Origin of the sequence: Collinsella aerofaciens (assembly GCF_040926265.1) — a bacterium.
Taxonomy (GTDB): domain Bacteria; phylum Actinomycetota; class Coriobacteriia; order Coriobacteriales; family Coriobacteriaceae; genus Collinsella; species Collinsella aerofaciens_BB.
The window spans coordinates 1-16,723 of record NZ_JBCOIL010000028.1 but is presented as its reverse complement, the minus strand read 5'-3'; the positions used below and the strand labels follow the sequence as shown (position 1 = coordinate 16,723).

The window sequence follows — 16,723 nt, the reverse complement described above, 5'->3', positions numbered from 1 at the left end:
TGCAGTTGTTAATTGGAAGCAAATGCCTTGGCGGCCTTAGATCTCGCGCAGGGTGTTGAGAATCGTGCGCAGCGACGCATACATCTGCTCGCGCTGCTCCACACCCATAGCCTTACCGGTGGTATCGAGCACCTCGCGAATGATGCGGTCCGCCTCGCTCATGCTCTCGCCGCCCAGAGCGGTCAGGCGCACCGGAGCACGATACTTAACGGCGGCATCGCCCGAATCATCGACCTCGACGTAGCCACCCTCCTCCAGATGCGCGAGCGTACGCGAGACGGCGGCGCGGGTCACGCCTGCCATGCGAGCCAGGTCGGCGCCAGTCAGGCCGTCCTTGCTGCGCTCAAGATAGTACAGGCACATAACGTCGGAGCCCTTGAGACCCAGCCTTGCGCCCTCAGACGTCTTAATGCGCTGGATCTCCTTGTAGAGTCCGCTGATCAGTCCGACAAAGTCCTCGAAACGTGTCTCGTCGCTCTGCTGCATGGGAGACGACCGCCTTTCGCTTGCATAATGCTAACGGGTAAACATCTTAGTCGCATAAGGCGAAACCCGTACCCAAATACCCCATTTGTTAACCCATCAACATAAAAACCACCACAAAGGGGACAGGCACCTTTGTGGTGGTTTGGGGCATCAATAGGTTCTAGGCGCCGCTACAGCTCCACGCAAGGATTGTCGCGGGTCACAAGCGTCTTAATGACAACCGTCGCTCCCAGATAGCGCTCAAGCAGCTCGGCTAAGCGATCGATCGCAGCCTGGCAATCCCCCATCCGCTCGGGCTCCACGCACTCAATCGCCAGGAACGCATCGGCCGAATCATCGGACAGCGCCGTTCGAACGCCGTCGCGCCAGTTCCAGCAGCGGCACACGGCGCCCGCATCATCGATGTAGGCGAGCTCGCCGGGCAGCGTCGGATCGTCCGCCTCCTCGCCAAGCGGCAAGAACGCATCGCCACCGTCGGTCACCTTCAGGCGAAGGTCTCCCTCGATCGCATGTAGGTCCTCGCCTCCGACGGGCAGCGCGTAGGTCAACGACACCGTGTTGTAGATGTCCACCGCGGGCGTAATGTGGCCCACCGGCTTGCCTTTGAGCACGCGTTTGAGCAGGTTCTCGATTGAGCAACGCGCGCCCTTTTTGGTCTTGAACAGACGATAGGCCTCGCGCCATGCCTTGACCGGTGCGTTCTCGCTGATAGTATCGCTGGTCAGATGACGCTCCGCATCGATATTGGCGCGGTCGAGCAACGCCGCAATCGCATCCACGTCCTCTTGAGGAATCTGAGCCGTGGGCTTCATGCCCTCCACGACCACAACACCGACCGCTGCCTGCGGAAACAGCTCCCAGAATGAATCCTCGGCAATAAAGCTCTTCATACGCTCTCCCTTCATTGTGCGCGCCCGAGTGAGGGCGCCTAAACAAAAAGCGCCCTTACGACGGCCACCTTCAAAGTCCTACGGTGCCGTCACAAGAGCGCTTGCGCTGTCCCCATCCGGAGAAGGGGACGATATGTCAGGCGTATTGTAACCCGAGTCTTCCGCGCGAGCAAAACCACCACAACGGTGTCTGTCCCCTTTGTGGTGGATATGGACTCACGGCGAAGCTAGTGGCGAAGTCCCAGCAGCCCGCGGCCGCGATGACGGGCGTCGGCGTGTACTTGAGCGTGCGGGCCGGCGGCTTTGACGGACTCGGGCAGGTGCGAGTACTTCTTCTCGAAGTTCTCCTCGAACATCACCGCCAAGTTGTGCGCGGCCTCGTCATAGCGCGCGGTGCTCTGCCAGTATTGGCGCGGCACCAGGATGCCATCGGGCACGCCGTGGCACGTCGTGGGAATGTCGACGTTAAAGATGTCGTCGTGCACGAACTCGCTGTCCTCGATGGTGCCGTCGAGGGCGCGCGCGACCAGCGAGCGCGTGTAGGCAAGCTCGATGCGATGGCCCACGCCGTAGCCGCCGCCAATCCAGCCGGTGTTGACCAGGTACACGCGCGTGCGGCCGTCGGCAATGCGCTCGCCAAGCATCTTGGCGTAAACCATGGGGTCGAGCGGCATAAACGGCTCGCCGAACAGCGAAGAGAACGTGGGCGTGGGCTCGGTGACGCCGACCTCGGTGCCGGGAATCTTAGCCGTAAAGCCCGTCACAAAGTGGTACATGGCGGCATCGGCCGTCAGGCGTGAGATGGGCGGCAGCACGCCAAAAGCGTCGCAAGTCAGGAACAGCACGACACTCGGAGTGGTGCCCATGCCCTTAGTCCACGCGTTAGGAATGTGCTCCACGGGATAGGCCACGCGCGTGTTGTGCGTGATCGAGATGTCGTCATAGTTGGGCTTGCGGTTCTCGTCGAGCACCACGTTTTCACAAATGGCGCCAAAACGGACGGCGTTGAAGATCTCGGGCTCGTGGAAGGCGTCCAGGCCCTCGCATTTTGCGTAGCAGCCACCCTCGATGTTGAAGATACCCATGTCGGACCAACCGTGCTCGTCGTCGCCGATCAGCAGGCGCGTGGGATTGGCCGAAAGCGTGGTCTTGCCGGTGCCGGACAGGCCAAAGAACACGGCGGTCTCGTGCGTGACGGGATCCATGCTGGCCGAGCAGTGCATGGGCAGCACGTCGTCCTCGACGGGCAGCAGGTAATTCATAACGCTGAAGATGGACTTTTTGATCTCGCCGGAGTAGCCGGTACCCGCGACCAAAATCACGCGCTCCTGGAAGTTGATGACCACGGCGGCGCTGGAGTTGAGGCCCTTGATGGCAGGGTCGCATTGGTAGCCCGGCGCGGCGAGCACGCAGAAGTCCGGCTCGCCGGTGCGCGCGATTTCGCGGGCGAGCGGGCGGGCGAGCATCTGCTTAATGAAGAGCGCCTGGCTGGCACGCTCGCAGGCGACGAGCAGGCGGCGCGTGTGGTTGCGGTCGGCGCCGGCCATGCCGCGGGTGACGAACACATCGCGCTCGTTGAGATAGTCGACGATGCCGGCTTTGATGACCTCGTAGCTTTCGACGGACAGCGGGCGGTTGACGGCGCCCCAGGCAATCTTGTCGTGGACATCGGGGGTGTCAACGATAAAACGATCGTTGGGCGAACGACCAGTGCGCTCCCCCGTCTCGATCACCAGCGCGCCGTTGGATGCCATGCGGCCTTCGTTGCGGCGGATGGCATGCTCGACGAGCTCGGCGGCGGGTAGATCGACCAACAGACGGGGCTGATTCTCGGCGGGATCTTCGACCAGCGTAATACCAAAGTTGGACAAAACTTCTGCAGGGGTAACACCAGGCATGGGGCCTCCTTTAAAAACGCGACACATGGACGCGGCGCGCACTTTACTCACGTAAAGCCCGTTGTACCCGATATGCAAAAACGTTTTTGTGGCAAGGGTGCCAAGCCCGCCCAACGGTCAAAAATCGCAGGCAAGCGGCCTAGTCATTGGGGACGTTCTTAAACGACTAGTCGTTGGGGACACTCTTGAACAGGCAACATTCAAGGAGTGTCCCCGGATGCCGGCACTTAGAGACGTTCCCAAAGTGACGGCACATAAGGAACGTCCCTAAGTGCCGACTACCGAATGGCGCCGCCGAAATTATCGAACAACCTGTTCAAAAACACGAGCGGACACCGCGGTGTCTATACTAGAGCGCAGCAATAGAAAGGACCCCGCTTTGAGCATCACGCCCCTCGATAGCATTCGCCGCGCCATCGCCCGCCGTAACGGCATCTCCAACCCCGCTGCATCGAAAGACGGCGCCGCGAAGGCCCAGGGCGGCCGCATCGAGAACGGCCTGTTCCCCACCTCCCACACGGCCGAAGAGCTCGCGCGCATCCAGGAGCTGAGTCAGCGCAACGCCGGCGGGCCCGATAGCAGCCAGGCCACGCGCCGTCGCCGGCGCGAACGCGATCGGGAGCCCGGCCCCGTCCGCCGCATGGTCAACGCTTGGTGGAACCGTCTGCTCGGCGCCGTCTACGGCGGCGGCTTCTCCATGCAGGAAGCGGAATACGAGGAGCACGCCACCAGTCGCGACTATCTTTGGAACACCCTCGGCACCGCCGTGTGGGGCTTGGCGTTTCCGCTGCTCACCATCGTGTCTACGCAGCTCGTGGGCGCCGAAGAAGCCGGCAAGTTCTCCATCGCCTTTGTCACCGGCACGCTCATCATGATCGCGTGCAACTACGGCGTGCGCAATTTCCAGGTCTCAGACATCGACGAAAAGACGTCCTTTGCCTCCTGCCAGCTCAACCGCTGGCTTTGTGGAGCGCTCGCCCTAGGCTGCGGCTTCATGTACAGCAGCGCCCGCGGCTATGACGCGCGGATGGCGACGATCGGCCTGGGCGTCTACCTGTATAAGGTCATCGACGGCGTCGCCGACGTGTACGAAGGCCGCCTGCAGCAGGCCGACAAACTCTACTTGGCTGGAATGAGCCAAACGCTACGCTCCGTCGGCGTCATCGCGGTCTTTAGCGTGGCGCTGTTCCTCACGCGCAGCATGCCCATCGCGGCCATGGTCATGGGTGTCACCGCGATCGCCTCGCTCGTGCTGGTCACCGCGCCGCTTGCCCTGCTCGAGACCGAAAAATCGCGCCGCGTGAGCCTGCGCGAGGTCGGCCACCTGTTTGTCCAGTGCGCCCCGCTCTTTGGTGCACTGTTCCTGTTCAACCTAATTGAGAGCATGCCCAAGTTTGTGATGGAAGGCACGCTGGCATACAAATATCAGCTGTACTTTAATGCCCTGTTCTTTCCGGCGCAGGCTATTTTGCTGAGCATTGGATTTATCTATAAACCGCAGCTCCTGCGCTTGTCGAGCATTTGGGCTAATCCTCGCAAGCGTCGTCGCTTTGACCTGATTATTGTTGCCGTTATGGCGCTGATCGTGGTCATCACCGGCGCGTGCGCCGCATTTATGGCAGGTCCCGGTATTCCCCTCATGAGCTTTATGTACGGCCTCAGCTTTGAGCGCTACCGTACGCTGGCGCTGCTGATGGTCGTCGCCGGCGGCGTCACCGCGGCCATCGACTTTATCTACGCCATCATCACGGTGCTGCGCCACGCTGGAGACGTCACCAAGATCTACCTGATCTGCTTCGCCGTAAGCGTGGTGCTGCCGGTGATCTTGATTAAGCTGCTGGGTCTGATGGGCGCTGTGGTGAGCTACCTAGCCATCATGGCCCTACTCCTGGTGCTGCTGATAATCGAGTACGCCAACATCCGCCAACGCATCGAACTCGACCGCAACCCATACGGCGCCTAATTAGCTGCCCGGTCACCGGAATTTGCGATGGAATCACCCCGTCTGGGGTCTCGTTGCGGACAATATTCATCACGCAAAACTAAGTGAGTAGACTTTTACCGAATCCCCGACCACACCAACAGAGCACAAGTCTGTGACCTGCGGTTTTATTGAGGCAAATATGTTGGGTGCTCGGCATTTCCAAAAAAGTCTACTCACTTAGCCAGCGGGCAGCCAAAAAAGAACCGCCGCGACGTCGTTTGACTCCGTTGCGACGGTTTTTCGAGCATTTTCGCGCTGTCGAGGACGCAGACGCTCCTCATTTCTAGCGCTTACCGAGCAAGAAGGCGCTACTCTCCGAAAGTAGTCAAAAAAGCCCCGTCCCAAATTAGCTACGGTAGATCGGCGGAACAAGGTTATTCGCCCGGGTTGATGTTCGCGTAGAACTCGGCCCCGTCGTCCAGGCGCAGGATGCCCACGCGGCCGAACTCGGAGCCGGTGGCGGCGGCGCAGTCGATGTCGATGCGATCGGGCACACCAGCAGTGTCCTCGCCGCCCAAGCGCACGATCTGCCCGCGTCCCGATTCCTCATCGAGCCCCGCCAGACCACCGACCTCGCAATAGCGCCCAAGCGATACCGTGGGCGTGTGACCGCTCACCACGACCGGGCCCTTGCCCTCGGCAGAAAGCAGCCCGGTCGACGCATCCCAATAGCCATGACGAATCCACAGCAGGTCATCGGACGACTGCACTGCGAGCATCTGCTGCAGCAGCTCGCGATCGGCACCCACCGCTCCAACGCCATCGGCACAATCGACGCCATGCTCAAGCAAAAACGCCTGCGCCGCCTCGGTCTCAATACCGGCATGTACCAGCAGATACGGGCGCTCCTCGGTCTCGACCACCGCGTAGAGCGGCAGCGCGGCCATCCATCGCACGAGCTCCTCATATGCCTCAAATTCCATGTCGTTGAGCTGCTCGCGCGTCGTCCAGCCACCGTTGATATCCCAGGTCTCGGCATCGAGCGGATCCTGACCAATGATGGCATCGAGCATGATCTGCTCGTGATTACCCTTGAGCACGTGGGCGTTGGGCAGCGAGCGCACGAGCTTAATAACGCCGACCGGATCGGGCCCGCGATCGATCATGTCGCCCAGCACGTACAGCGTGTCGTCGGACGTCAACGAGATCTTAGACAGGGCCTCGTCAAGCGCACGCACGTGCCCGTGAGCATCAGATGTCACATAGATCGCCATGGTACGCCTCTCCTTGCATTGCGGCCGAAGCCCGGCGCCGCAACTAAAACTTCAAGTTGAACTTAAACGTTACCCATTGTACTCCGTTGCAATAAAGCTGGAAAGGGTTTCCGAGCAGAGGCAAAGACGGCAGCCGTCTATGACGATATCGCGCACGCCTGCAATCCAACCCCATAAACCCACCATCTTTGGGTACAAATAACCGCAGACAACTGACCGTGCCACGCCAACCACCCAGGAGCGGACACCATCCATGAACCAGATCCTTCTTTTTATCGGCCTCGTCATCATTTTGTGCCTGACCATCAAACCCGTCGGCAAAAAACTCCCCTTCCCCACCCTGCTCATCTTTATCACGCTGGGCATGCTGTTGGGCGTCAACGGCCCGGCGCACATCGATTTTAGCGACTACGCGCTTACCGAAACCGTCTGCAGCACGGCGCTGCTGTTCATCATGTTCTACGGCGGCTTTAACACCAATATCGACCGCGCCAAGCCCGTCGCTGCGCCGGCGGTGCTGCTGAGCACGCTCGGCGTCGTCATCACTGCCGGCATCACCGGCGTGTTCGCCCACTTCGCGCTGGGGTTCGACTGGATCGGCGGCCTGCTGCTGGGATCGGTCGTGGCATCCACCGACGCGGCGAGCGTCTTTAGCGTACTGCGTGAGCACAGCCTGTCGCTGAGGGGCGGCACCGACTCGCTGCTCGAGGTCGAATCGGGCTCCAACGATCCCGTCGCCTATATGCTCACCGCCGTGCTCGCCACACTCGCGGCCGGCGGCGACATCAACATTCCCGCACTGCTGGCCAAGCAGATTATCTTGGGCGTGGGCCTGGGCCTCGCCATCGGCTGGGCGGCGGGCCGCCTGATTGAACGCGCGCACGCAACGGCCGAGGGCGCGCAGACCATCTTTTTGTTCGCCGTGGCGATCGTTGCCTACGCGCTACCAAGCTATCTGGGCGGCAACGGCTTTTTGGCTGTATACCTGGCCGGCATTGTGCTGGGTGCCAGCGACATCACCGGCAAAGTCGAGATGGCGCACTTCTTTGACACCCTCACCGAGATGGCAGAGATGACCATCTTCTTTTTGCTGGGCCTGCTCGTTACACCCGCACGCCTGCCGCAAATGCTGCTACCGGGCCTGGCGCTCATGGCGTTTATGCTCTTTGTGAGCCGCCCCATCGCCGTAGGCATGCTGCTGGCGCCGTTTAGGACGAACCCCCGCCAGGTCGCGCTCGTAAGCTGGGCGGGCCTGCGCGGAGCAGCTTCGGTCGTCTTTAGTCTCTTTGCCGTGGTGGCCGGCGTTCCCGGCGGACACGACCTGTTTGACCTGGTGTTTGTGATTGCCGTGTCGAGCATTGTGGTGCAGGGCTCGCTGCTGCCGGCGGTGGCGAAGAAGCTCGATATGATCGATGCGACCGGCGACGTGCGCCGCACCTTTAACGACTACCGCGACGAGGACGGCATGTCGTTTGTAAAGCTCAAGGTGGGCGCTGGACATCCGTTTGCCGGACGCTCGCTCGCGGACATTGGCAGCGCCACAGACATGCTCGTGGTCCTGGTGCTGCGCGACGGGGCGCACCCGGTGCTGCCCAACGGCGATACCGTCATCGATGAAGGTGACCTGCTGGTGATGGCCGCGCCGACGTTTGAAGAGCGTGCCGAGGTTACGCTACGCGAGGTCACCGTGACATCCCACGGTCGCCTGGCCGGCCAGCGCCTGCGCGACGTGCCGCAGGGCAAGCACCCCTTTATCGTCGTGATGCTCAAGCGCGACGGCCAAACGATCATTCCCGACGGCAACACCCTCATATATGCCGGCGACGAAGCCGTCATCGCCACGCTGGCGTCGTAGTGGCCATGGGGTAGCTAATTTGCAACGAAGAGATCAAACGCCTAGAGAACCCCATGCCTTCGCTCGCAGATTTAGATTTGCATGAGGAGTAAAGCAACACCCCCTCATGTAACCATCCTGTAAATCATAGCGGCGCACTCGAGTTTTACCGTGATGCGGTCGCGCCCGGCGCTCCACTGTGCTAAAGTATCCCGAACGTTCAAACGACTACAAGGGGGACTAGAAGATGGCACGTGTGCACAACTTCTCAGCTGGCCCGGCCGCACTGCCCACAAGCGTGCTCGCCGAGATCGCCGACGAGATGATGGACTACCGCGGTTGCGGCATGTCCGTGCTCGAGATGAGCCATCGATCTAGCATGTACCAGCAGATCATCGACGACGCCGAGGCAACCCTGCGCCGCCTGCTGAGCATCCCCGACAACTACCGTGTCCTGTTTTTGCAGGGCGGCGCCACGCTGCAGTTTGCGGGCATTCCCATGAATCTCATGCGCCGCGGCCGCGCCGGCTACGTCGTGACCGGCAACTTTGCCAACAAGGCATACAAGGAGGCCGCCAAGTACGGCGAGGCCATGCTACTCGCGAGCTCCGAGGACACCAACTTCGACCGCATTCCCAGTATGGCCGACATCAACGCGCGCATTGCCGCCGAGGCCGCGGGCGACGGGCTCGACTACGTCTACATCTGCCAGAACAACACCATCTTTGGCACCATGTACCACGAGCTGCCCGATTGCGGCGACGTGCCGCTGGTCGCCGATGTCTCGAGCTGCTTTTTGTCGCAGCCGCTCGACGTTGAGCGCTACGGGCTCATCTACGCCGGCGCGCAGAAAAACGCCGGCGCCGCGGGCGTGACCGTGGTCATCGTGCGCGACGACCTCATCACAGATGGCCCCGCCTTTGCGCAGACGCCGCAGTACCTGGACCTTAAGACCCAGGCCGCCAAGGGCTCCATGCTCAACACGCCCAACACCTTTGGCATCTACGTGTGCGGCAAGGTGTTCCATTGGGTGGAGCAGACCGGCGGACTTGCCGCCATGGCCGAGCGCAACTGGGCCAAGGCCAACCTGCTCTACGACCTGCTCGAGCACAGCAAACTATTCCACGGCACTGCGCAGACAGACAGTCGCTCCATCGCCAACGTCACGTTCCGTACCGGCGATGCCGGCCTCGACGCTGCCTTTGTTGCGGGCGCGGCAGAGCACCAGATCCAAAACGTCAAGGGCCATCGCCTCGTCGGCGGCATGCGCGCCAGCGTGTACAACGCCGTAACCATGGAAGACGTGCAGGCACTGGCCTCGTACATGAAGGACTTCGAAGCGCAGCGTAGTTTGAGCCCGCGATCTAACTAGCCCGCAGCACGCGGGCCGACCAGCCACTTCAAACCACTTGTTTTAAACAAACCCGCTAAGGAGTTTTTCATGCGCAAGATTAAGACCATCGACGACATTACCAAGGATGGCAAAGTCGAGTTTGGCGAAGGCTACGAGTTTGTGAGCACCGCCGAGGAGGCCGACGCGATCCTGATGCGCTCGACCGACCTGCACGGCTACGAGCTGCCCGAGGGCATCCGCGCCATCGCCCGCTGCGGCGCCGGCGTCAACAACATCCCCGTCGAGGAGTACGCCAAGAAGGGCGTCGTCGTCTTCAACTCCCCCGGCGCCAACAGCAACGCCGTCAAGGAGCTCGTCCTAGGCATGCTGGTGCTCTCGAGCCGCGGCGTGGTGCAATCGATGAACTGGGTGCGCGACAACGCCGACGACCCCGAGATTCAGGTCGATGCCGAAAAGGCCAAGAAGGCCTTTGTGGGCCGCGAGCTCAAGGGCAAGCGCATCGGCGTCATCGGCCTGGGCAACGTGGGCTCCAAGGTCGCCAACGCCTGCGTCGACCTGGGCATGGACGTTTACGGCTACGACCCGTTCATTTCCGTCGAGCACGCGTGGGTGCTGAGCCGCGAGGTGCAGCGTGTGGGCACGCTCGAGGATCTCTGCCGCGGCTGCGACTACCTCACCGTACACGTGCCCAGCAAGGCCGACACCATCGGCATGATCAGCACCGAGCAGATTAACCTGCTGGCACCCGACGCCGTGCTCATCAACTACGCACGCGAGACCATCATTGACGAGGACGCCGTCGACGCTGCCCTGCGCGAGGGCAAGCTGAGCTGGTTTAGCTGCGACTTTGCCACGCCCAAGACCGTCAAGATGCCCAACACGTTTATCACCACGCACTCGGGCGCCGGCACTGGCGAGGCCGAGGCCAACTGCGCCGATATGGCCATCAGCGAGCTCAAGGATTACCTGGAGAACGGCAACATCGCACATAGCGTCAACTACCCCGCCTGCAGCATGGGCAAGGCGCGCGCCGCAAGCCGCATCGCCTGCCTGCACGCCAACGTGCCCAACATGATCGGCCAGATCACGGCCATTCTCGCCAAGGACAACGCCAACGTGCAGCGTATGACCAACGAGTCCGCCGGCGAGAACGCCTACACCATGTTCGACACCGACGAGCACCTGGACAGCAGCACGATCGAGGCGCTCAAGCAGATTCCGTCGATGTATCGCGTACGCGTGATCAAATAGCGCCGGCGCCAAGCCTGCCAGGCAGGCCATGAAGCCCATTCGGCCCCCGTTTTCGCGAAACGGGGGCCGATTTCTTTGCTCCGGCTGGTTTTGATAATGCTACCCAGAACAAGTTTTTTCGGATAATCGACAGTCATACCCAAATTACTGAGCGCACCCGCTTTGATAAACAGCTTTATCTGGAGCTTTAGTAGGTAAAAATCGATCTCTGTATACCACATCCAAGTTGACTGTCGATTTTCCGAAACAACTTGTTCTGGATAGCATTTTTAAAGTCCTTCCAAGGCGAAACTGAAGCTTTTTTCGCGCCCAAAACTCTAGTTCGCGCGACCGTTTTCCACCTGCACGACTACATTCCCGACCAATCGATAAATATCTCCTCACGAAGCCGGCGTTCGAGCTCCTGCTGCCGCGGTGTCTTGTCTTTCAGCTGCGCATCGAGATAGGACATGATGAGCTCCATCACCACGCGGAAGGCATCGGAGTCGGCCAGCTGGCCATAGGTCATCAAAACGACGGGATATCCCATCGCCTGCAAGGCCGTCGTTCGGTCGGAGTCAGAGATCTTGGATTCTATGGATCCGTGTATGGCTTTACCCTGGCATTCAACCAGACACTCTCGGCTGCCGTCCTTATTTGCCAGCAGGATATCGGCATAGCGCCTGTCGAGCCCCGAAATCAGACGAGCGCTGCGCGTCATACGAATCTCGACGTTATTGGTAAGGCGCAGCCCTTCGCCGCCGCGTAACCTCGAAAGACCAAACAGCATCGATGCCTGGACCTCGAGCGGCGATGCCGCCATCCCTGTAATGCATTTCGCGGCACGTGTGAACGATTTAGCGCCGCGGAGCCCCCGGATCTTATCGACGTACTCCGTAAGCTCAGAGAGCTCGATCAAGGGCGGTCGTTTCCACAAGTCCGTTGGATTCCCCGAGACATCCTTTACGTTTTCCCAGCCCAACTGCGCGTCACCCCACCGGCCCCCATACGCCTGCACAAGTGCCGACTTTACCTGAGGCGCAATCTTGCACACGGCAAAGGTGCCGCACATCTCATACATGCACATGATTAGACGCTCGTTTGAGACCGAGGAGGCCAGGGTCAGCAGGGTAAAGAGTGGGGACGCGGCATCGAGGCCAAACTCTGTCTGCCGCACGGAGCCAAACGGCCTCTCCCCGTTCCAAACATGCCTGACAATGCGATCGCCCTTACGTCCGCAGCTTCCCTGCGCCAAAACGTGCAACGGGATGCCCAGAAAATGCGTGACGAGCGGATGCTCGCAAAGGCGCTCCTTGCGCGGATCGTCCGCAGACTCGGGCAGGTCCGGCATTATCGCCAAGACCTGTGGAGGTATCCGGTGATACCGAAAGGCAGATATGTCGCACAGCATGTCGTCCATAGAGGCTACGTACCCACTGCGCCGTTTGTGAACCCGCTCGGACGGCAAACGCACTGGCTCGGCCTGCGAACGGTAAATACTGCTGCGCGCACACCGCGGATCTCTTAGGAGGCTTACAATCGGTTTGGAAAGCAGACTGATTGTGAGGTTGCATATGGTTGACAAGGACTTTGCCTGGCGGCTTGCGCAGGAGCTTGTGCGAATCGACAGCTCAGACCCGGGCGCGTATGAGGATGAAATTGAGCGGCATATCAAAGCGTTGGTTGAGGAACAGTTGGCGCAGCTGAGCCATCCGGTACTCGATGCCGTGCAGATTGCAGAGCTCGAAGTACTCCCCGGGCGCCGCAACCTTATGGTCACCGTGCCGGGCCAAAGCGACGAGCCGCGACTCGTCTATATCTGCCATATGGATACCGTTACGCTGGGCGATGGCTGGGACGCGGACATTCCGCCGCTCGGAGCGATCGTGCGCAACGATAAACTCTATGGCCGCGGCGCCTGCGATATGAAGGGTGGCCTGGCCTGCGCCATTGCCGCACTGGTCCATACACTCGAGCGCGTGGCGGCAGAAGGCGAGCTGCCCCGCCGCGGCTTTTCGCTCATCTGCTCGGTCGACGAGGAGGACTTTATGCGCGGCTCAGAGGCCGCGATCGATGCCGGCTGGGTCGGCTCGCGTGAATGGGTGCTGGACACCGAACCCACCGACGGACAGATCCAGGTGGCGCACAAGGGGCGTACGTGGTTCGAAATTGAAATGACTGGCGTGACGGCGCATGCGAGCCAGCCCTGGAAGGGCGCGGATGCCGTCGCCGCCATGGCCGAGGTCGTGTGTTCGCTCCGTCGCGCGTTTATGGCGCTGCCCGCGCACGATGAACTGGGGCCTTCGACCATCACGTTTGGCCAAATCGAGGGCGGATATCGCCCCTATGTCGTGCCCGACCGCGCCAAGGTCTGGGTCGATATGCGCCTGACTCCGCCGACTGATACGGCCGTCGCGAAGCGCATGGTAGAGCAGGCCATCGCCGGCGCCGAAGCCGCGGTCCCCGGTTGCCATGGCAGCTACACCGTGACGGGCGACCGCCCCGCCATCGAGCGCGACCCGAACTCTCCCCTTCTAGCAGCGCTCAAGCGTGCCGCCGATGACGTGACGGACGCGGACACGACCGTCGGCTTCTTTACCGGCTACACCGACACCGCCGTCATTGCCGGCAAGACAGGTAACCGCAATTGCATGAGTTACGGTCCCGGGTCGCTCGCGCTCGCGCACAAGCCCAACGAATATGTGTCCCACGCCGATATCGTTCGCTGCCAGAACGTGCTCATCGCGCTCGCCGATAACGTGCTCTGGGACGCGAATGGGCAAGTTGGGGCATAATAAGCCGCGAACAAACCGACTCGTGCGTTAGGACCGCCCATGAAAGCACTTCCGTTTCCCTGCATCCGCCCGGCTCAGGACCGCGTGCTCGAGGCGCTGCCTGCAATGGGCAGCATCCTGAGCGGCAACGATGCTCTGCGCGGAGCCATTGCCGATGGTCTGATGCTCAAGGACCCGGGTGCGGCGTATTACGTGTACGAATGCTCGGGCGAGCCGGGACGTGTGACGGGTGTCGTGGCGATCTGCCCGACGAGTGTACTTGCGGGCGGCAAGGGCGATGCCAGCGCCGACGTGGCTGCCGCCGCGCGCGCGATCGCCGAGCTCAAGGTGCAGCCGCGCCCCGTGTCGCTCGCCTACGAGGCCTCGCCCGTCATGGATATCATCCTGGGCGCCGCCAAAGAGGGCGCGTCGCTCTACGCCGTTACCGACCCCGCGGGCATTACGCACCGCGCGTGGGAGGTCAAGCGCGAGGATGCCGTCGGGGCCATCCGCGCTATGCTCGACCAAGCAACGGAGCCGGCACTGACCGACGACCCCGCCTACGCGGCCGCTCTGACCGGGGCGTCGCAGCTGCTGGCCGATGAGGCCCGTGCCGCCGGAACGTACACCGGCAAGGAGCCGTTCAACTTTACCGTTGCCGTGCTCTTCCCCGCCGCGCAGGTCAGCGGCGCCGCGCCGCAAGTTCCGACAGGTCTGCTCACGCACCAGGTCGCGCGGTTCTAGCAAGACCAGACCGCCCAGCACAAAAATCGGCAGCTCAACAAACAGGGGGCGGAGATGCAGCAGGTACATGCATCTCCGCCCCTTTTGCGTCGAGAAGTATGCCGGCGACCCGTGCCGCCGCGCTCGCGTTATCCGCGCTGCGGGCCTGCTGCCGCCACAAGTGGTTCAAGCCCCAGCTCGCGCGCGTAATCCTCCTGCGTAAAAATCTCAACCAGTTCAAACGTATCCGTCGCATCATCAAACGCAAAGTGCAGCACCGAGCAGTTGCCTGGCACGCGGTCGCGCTCATCGGCCGCCGCGCCCTTCACATGGTCCATGAACTCCTTGATAGCCGAGCCGTGGCTCACCGCGAGCACGCACTCGTGGTCCGGGCGACGCATAAGATCGGTCAACGTCGCCACCATGCGCTCGCGCACCTGCATCTGGCCCTCGCCGCCAAACTGGCGATAGAAGTCGCGCCACGGGCGCTCGGGCATGAGCATCACGCGCTCGGCCTCAAAGTCGCCAAAGAACCACTCACGCAGGCCGTCCAGGCGCTCGTACGCCAAGCCCGGCCACAAGTTGGCGATGGTCTGCTCGGTGCGGTGCAGCGTCGAGGTGTAGGCATGATCGGGCTCAATGCCGCGCGCACGCAAGAACATGCCGGCACGCGCCGCCTGGTCGCATCCCAGCTGCGTGAGCGGCGAGTCACTCCAACCCTGAATAATGCGCTTAAGGTTGAATATTGTCTGCCCATGACGAACCAGATACAGGTCTTTATTCATAGGGGTCCTTTCGTTCGTTACCAATCAAGGAGCGAAAACGCCCCGTCGCAATAGCCAAAATGAAGCACGGCACCGTTGTCGGGTAGCTCTCCCCTGCCAGTCACATACTCAAGAAACTCCTGGCAGGCTGAGCCGTGGGAGACTGCCAGCACGCAGTCGTGCTGCGGCCTGGCCATGATGCGCGACAGCACCGCGACCATACGCGACTGGAGCTGCACTTCAGACTCGCCACCAAAGGCCACCGGATAATCACCCCAGGGCTGCGGCGGCATATCGCGATTTGATGTGCCCTCCAGCGAGCCCAAATGCCACTCGCGTAGGTCATCGACCAGCTCTATCGAGCGGCCCTCACCAGCAATTAGCTCAGCCGTACGCCGCGCCCGGCCCAACGGGGAGGAATACACACGGTCAAAGGTCACGCCACGCGCCTCAAACGCCGCGCGCGTCGCCAGCGCCTGCTCGCGCCCGCGCGCCGTAAGCGGCGAATCGTGCCCACCCTGCAAAATGTTCTGCACATTGAGCTCAGTCTGCCCATGCCGCACCAAATACAAATCTGCCACACGTCCTCCCCTCGCACCACCGCAAAGGGGACAGGTACCTTTGTGGTGGTTTACCGCCGGATTACACCGCGGTGACGCTCAGCTACACCAGTACGTCGGCAAGCGGGCGCTTGGGTACGTGGTGCACCTGCGCCTCGTCGCGCCAGTAATTAATTGAGCCGTCGGGGTTGGAATCGATCGCATCGATCACCTGCGTCTCGGCCGGAACGCCAAACGCCATGATCAGCTTGAGTTCATACTTGCCGCTATCGAGCCCCATGGCATCGATCGCGTGGGGCGTAAAGGCCTTGAACATGCAGGCAGCCACCTCGGGCGTGGCGCTGCGGGCGGCGAGCATCATCGTCTGCGCGGCAATGCCCGTGTCGACCTCAGTAATAGGAGCGGCGGGCTTACCCGGAACGGCGCGCTCGGCAAGAATCGCGATGTAGCCGGTCGGGCGCTCACCCTCGGCAGGACCCGGCCAGTCCTTAAGCGCGCCGGCCCATGCAAGCTCGTCAAACACGCGAGCGCAGTCCTCTGCACCGCTTACCACATGAAAACGCAGACGCTGAGCATTGGCGCCGCAGGGAGCCAGGTGCGCCAGTTCCGCCAGCTCGAGCAAAAACTCGCGCCGCACGGGCATGGACTCGTCAAAGCGGCGGCACGTACGGGCACGACGGACCAGCGCATCAAACGCTTCCAGACCGAGCTTTTCGCAACCTTGCTTTGCCATCGATTCGACACTCGACGGTGCCTCAGGAACTGCTTCGTTCATAGGGACCCCCAATACAAGCCAATTGTCCTTAGGAAAATCTAACCTAAAACGTAGGCAAATACGAACAGGGCTGCAATGTTCTACACCTGTTGAATAGAAAATCGCGACGTGGGGAACAACGGAAACAATTCGGGGCCTTTGGGTTACGTTTCACCCTCCCGGGGGTGCGGACGATTTCTTGGACCGCGCCTAGGCGTATCCAAGCTTCCTGCGGTACTCCATCGGGCTGAGCCACCC

General features: G+C 61.4%; 14 protein-coding genes. 6 read left to right on the top strand and 8 right to left on the bottom strand.

The window, feature by feature from the left end:
* Window positions 1–36: 36 nt before the first annotated feature.
* The 3 genes from AB5767_RS08420 to pckA form a co-directional block, all read right to left on the bottom strand.
* Window positions 37–486, bottom strand: a complete 450-nt coding sequence (locus AB5767_RS08420; protein ID WP_117820503.1) for a MarR family winged helix-turn-helix transcriptional regulator — start codon at window positions 484–486, stop codon at window positions 37–39.
* A 170-nt stretch (window positions 487–656) separates the two neighbouring features.
* Window positions 657–1,376, bottom strand: a complete 720-nt coding sequence (locus tag AB5767_RS08415; RefSeq protein WP_138374922.1) for a B3/B4 domain-containing protein — start codon at window positions 1,374–1,376, stop codon at window positions 657–659.
* 227 nt (window positions 1,377–1,603) lie between these two features.
* Entirely contained in the window at window positions 1,604–3,274 is a 1,671-nt protein-coding gene (pckA, locus tag AB5767_RS08410; protein WP_342997007.1) for a phosphoenolpyruvate carboxykinase (ATP), read from the bottom strand.
* Window positions 3,275–3,653: 379 nt separating this feature from the next.
* Here pckA and AB5767_RS08405 point away from each other — a divergent pair, with 379 nt between their 5' ends.
* On the top strand, window positions 3,654–5,237 hold the full coding sequence (locus AB5767_RS08405) for a lipopolysaccharide biosynthesis protein (protein ID WP_368132388.1): 1,584 nt from the start codon (window positions 3,654–3,656) through the stop codon (window positions 5,235–5,237).
* Between the two features lie 395 nt (window positions 5,238–5,632).
* Here AB5767_RS08405 and AB5767_RS08400 read toward each other — a convergent pair whose 3' ends face one another.
* Window positions 5,633–6,472 (bottom strand): metallophosphoesterase family protein, encoded by an 840-nt coding sequence (locus AB5767_RS08400; protein ID WP_022095029.1) that lies wholly within the window; start codon window positions 6,470–6,472, stop codon window positions 5,633–5,635.
* 253 nt (window positions 6,473–6,725) lie between these two features.
* On the opposite strand from AB5767_RS08400, the gene AB5767_RS08395 reads away from it, so the two are divergent.
* From AB5767_RS08395 to AB5767_RS08385, 3 genes are all read left to right on the top strand, one after another.
* Window positions 6,726–8,327 carry a potassium/proton antiporter gene (locus tag AB5767_RS08395; protein ID WP_368132387.1) on the top strand — a complete coding sequence of 534 codons (1,602 nt, stop codon included), beginning with the start codon at window positions 6,726–6,728 and terminating at the stop codon, window positions 8,325–8,327.
* Between the two features lie 226 nt (window positions 8,328–8,553).
* Window positions 8,554–9,678, top strand: coding sequence for a 3-phosphoserine/phosphohydroxythreonine transaminase (serC, locus tag AB5767_RS08390; RefSeq protein WP_368132386.1), 1,125 nt, complete (start codon window positions 8,554–8,556; stop codon window positions 9,676–9,678).
* 69 nt (window positions 9,679–9,747) lie between these two features.
* A complete protein-coding gene (locus AB5767_RS08385; RefSeq protein WP_006235446.1) occupies window positions 9,748–10,911 on the top strand; it encodes a phosphoglycerate dehydrogenase in 1,164 nt (387 codons plus the stop codon).
* 349 nt (window positions 10,912–11,260) lie between these two features.
* Here AB5767_RS08385 and AB5767_RS08380 read toward each other — a convergent pair whose 3' ends face one another.
* Window positions 11,261–12,310: a hypothetical protein gene (locus tag AB5767_RS08380; protein ID WP_368132385.1), complete on the bottom strand. Its 1,050-nt coding sequence runs from the start codon at window positions 12,308–12,310 to the stop codon at window positions 11,261–11,263.
* Between the two features lie 154 nt (window positions 12,311–12,464).
* On the opposite strand from AB5767_RS08380, the gene AB5767_RS08375 reads away from it, so the two are divergent.
* The gene (locus AB5767_RS08375) at window positions 12,465–13,685 is read left to right on the top strand and encodes a M20 family metallopeptidase (RefSeq protein WP_368132384.1); all 1,221 of its coding nucleotides are present in this window, start codon (window positions 12,465–12,467) and stop codon (window positions 13,683–13,685) included.
* A 39-nt stretch (window positions 13,686–13,724) separates the two neighbouring features.
* A complete protein-coding gene (locus tag AB5767_RS08370) occupies window positions 13,725–14,408 on the top strand; it encodes a DUF1015 family protein (RefSeq protein WP_368132383.1) in 684 nt (227 codons plus the stop codon).
* Window positions 14,409–14,536: 128 nt separating this feature from the next.
* On the opposite strand, the gene AB5767_RS08365 is transcribed toward AB5767_RS08370, so the two are convergent.
* The 3 genes from AB5767_RS08365 to AB5767_RS08355 form a co-directional block, all read right to left on the bottom strand.
* Entirely contained in the window at window positions 14,537–15,172 is a 636-nt protein-coding gene (locus AB5767_RS08365) for a histidine phosphatase family protein (RefSeq protein ID WP_368132382.1), read from the bottom strand.
* Between the two features lie 17 nt (window positions 15,173–15,189).
* Complete coding sequence (locus AB5767_RS08360; protein WP_349076687.1) at window positions 15,190–15,732, bottom strand: histidine phosphatase family protein; 543 nt, start codon at window positions 15,730–15,732, stop codon at window positions 15,190–15,192.
* An 82-nt stretch (window positions 15,733–15,814) separates the two neighbouring features.
* Window positions 15,815–16,486: a nitroreductase family protein gene (locus AB5767_RS08355; protein ID WP_368132381.1), complete on the bottom strand. Its 672-nt coding sequence runs from the start codon at window positions 16,484–16,486 to the stop codon at window positions 15,815–15,817.
* Window positions 16,487–16,723: the final 237 nt, after the last annotated feature.

Excerpts from the sequence above, each read along its gene's own strand:
- AB5767_RS08370 (WP_368132383.1), top strand. The coding sequence starts at position 13,725 with ATGAAAGCACTTCCGTTTCCCTGCATCCGCCCGGCTCAGGACCGCGTG.
- AB5767_RS08365 (WP_368132382.1), bottom strand. The coding sequence starts at position 15,172 with ATGAATAAAGACCTGTATCTGGTTCGTCATGGGCAGACAATATTCAAC.
- pckA (WP_342997007.1), bottom strand. The coding sequence starts at position 3,274 with ATGCCTGGTGTTACCCCTGCAGAAGTTTTGTCCAACTTTGGTATTACG.
- AB5767_RS08415 (WP_138374922.1), bottom strand. The coding sequence starts at position 1,376 with ATGAAGAGCTTTATTGCCGAGGATTCATTCTGGGAGCTGTTTCCGCAG.
- AB5767_RS08375 (WP_368132384.1), top strand. The coding sequence starts at position 12,465 with ATGGTTGACAAGGACTTTGCCTGGCGGCTTGCGCAGGAGCTTGTGCGA.
- AB5767_RS08420 (WP_117820503.1), bottom strand. The coding sequence starts at position 486 with ATGCAGCAGAGCGACGAGACACGTTTCGAGGACTTTGTCGGACTGATC.
- AB5767_RS08400 (WP_022095029.1), bottom strand. The coding sequence starts at position 6,472 with ATGGCGATCTATGTGACATCTGATGCTCACGGGCACGTGCGTGCGCTT.
- serC (WP_368132386.1), top strand. The coding sequence starts at position 8,554 with ATGGCACGTGTGCACAACTTCTCAGCTGGCCCGGCCGCACTGCCCACA.
- AB5767_RS08380 (WP_368132385.1), bottom strand. The coding sequence starts at position 12,310 with ATGGACGACATGCTGTGCGACATATCTGCCTTTCGGTATCACCGGATA.
- AB5767_RS08355 (WP_368132381.1), bottom strand. The coding sequence starts at position 16,486 with ATGAACGAAGCAGTTCCTGAGGCACCGTCGAGTGTCGAATCGATGGCA.
- AB5767_RS08385 (WP_006235446.1), top strand. The coding sequence starts at position 9,748 with ATGCGCAAGATTAAGACCATCGACGACATTACCAAGGATGGCAAAGTC.
- AB5767_RS08395 (WP_368132387.1), top strand. The coding sequence starts at position 6,726 with ATGAACCAGATCCTTCTTTTTATCGGCCTCGTCATCATTTTGTGCCTG.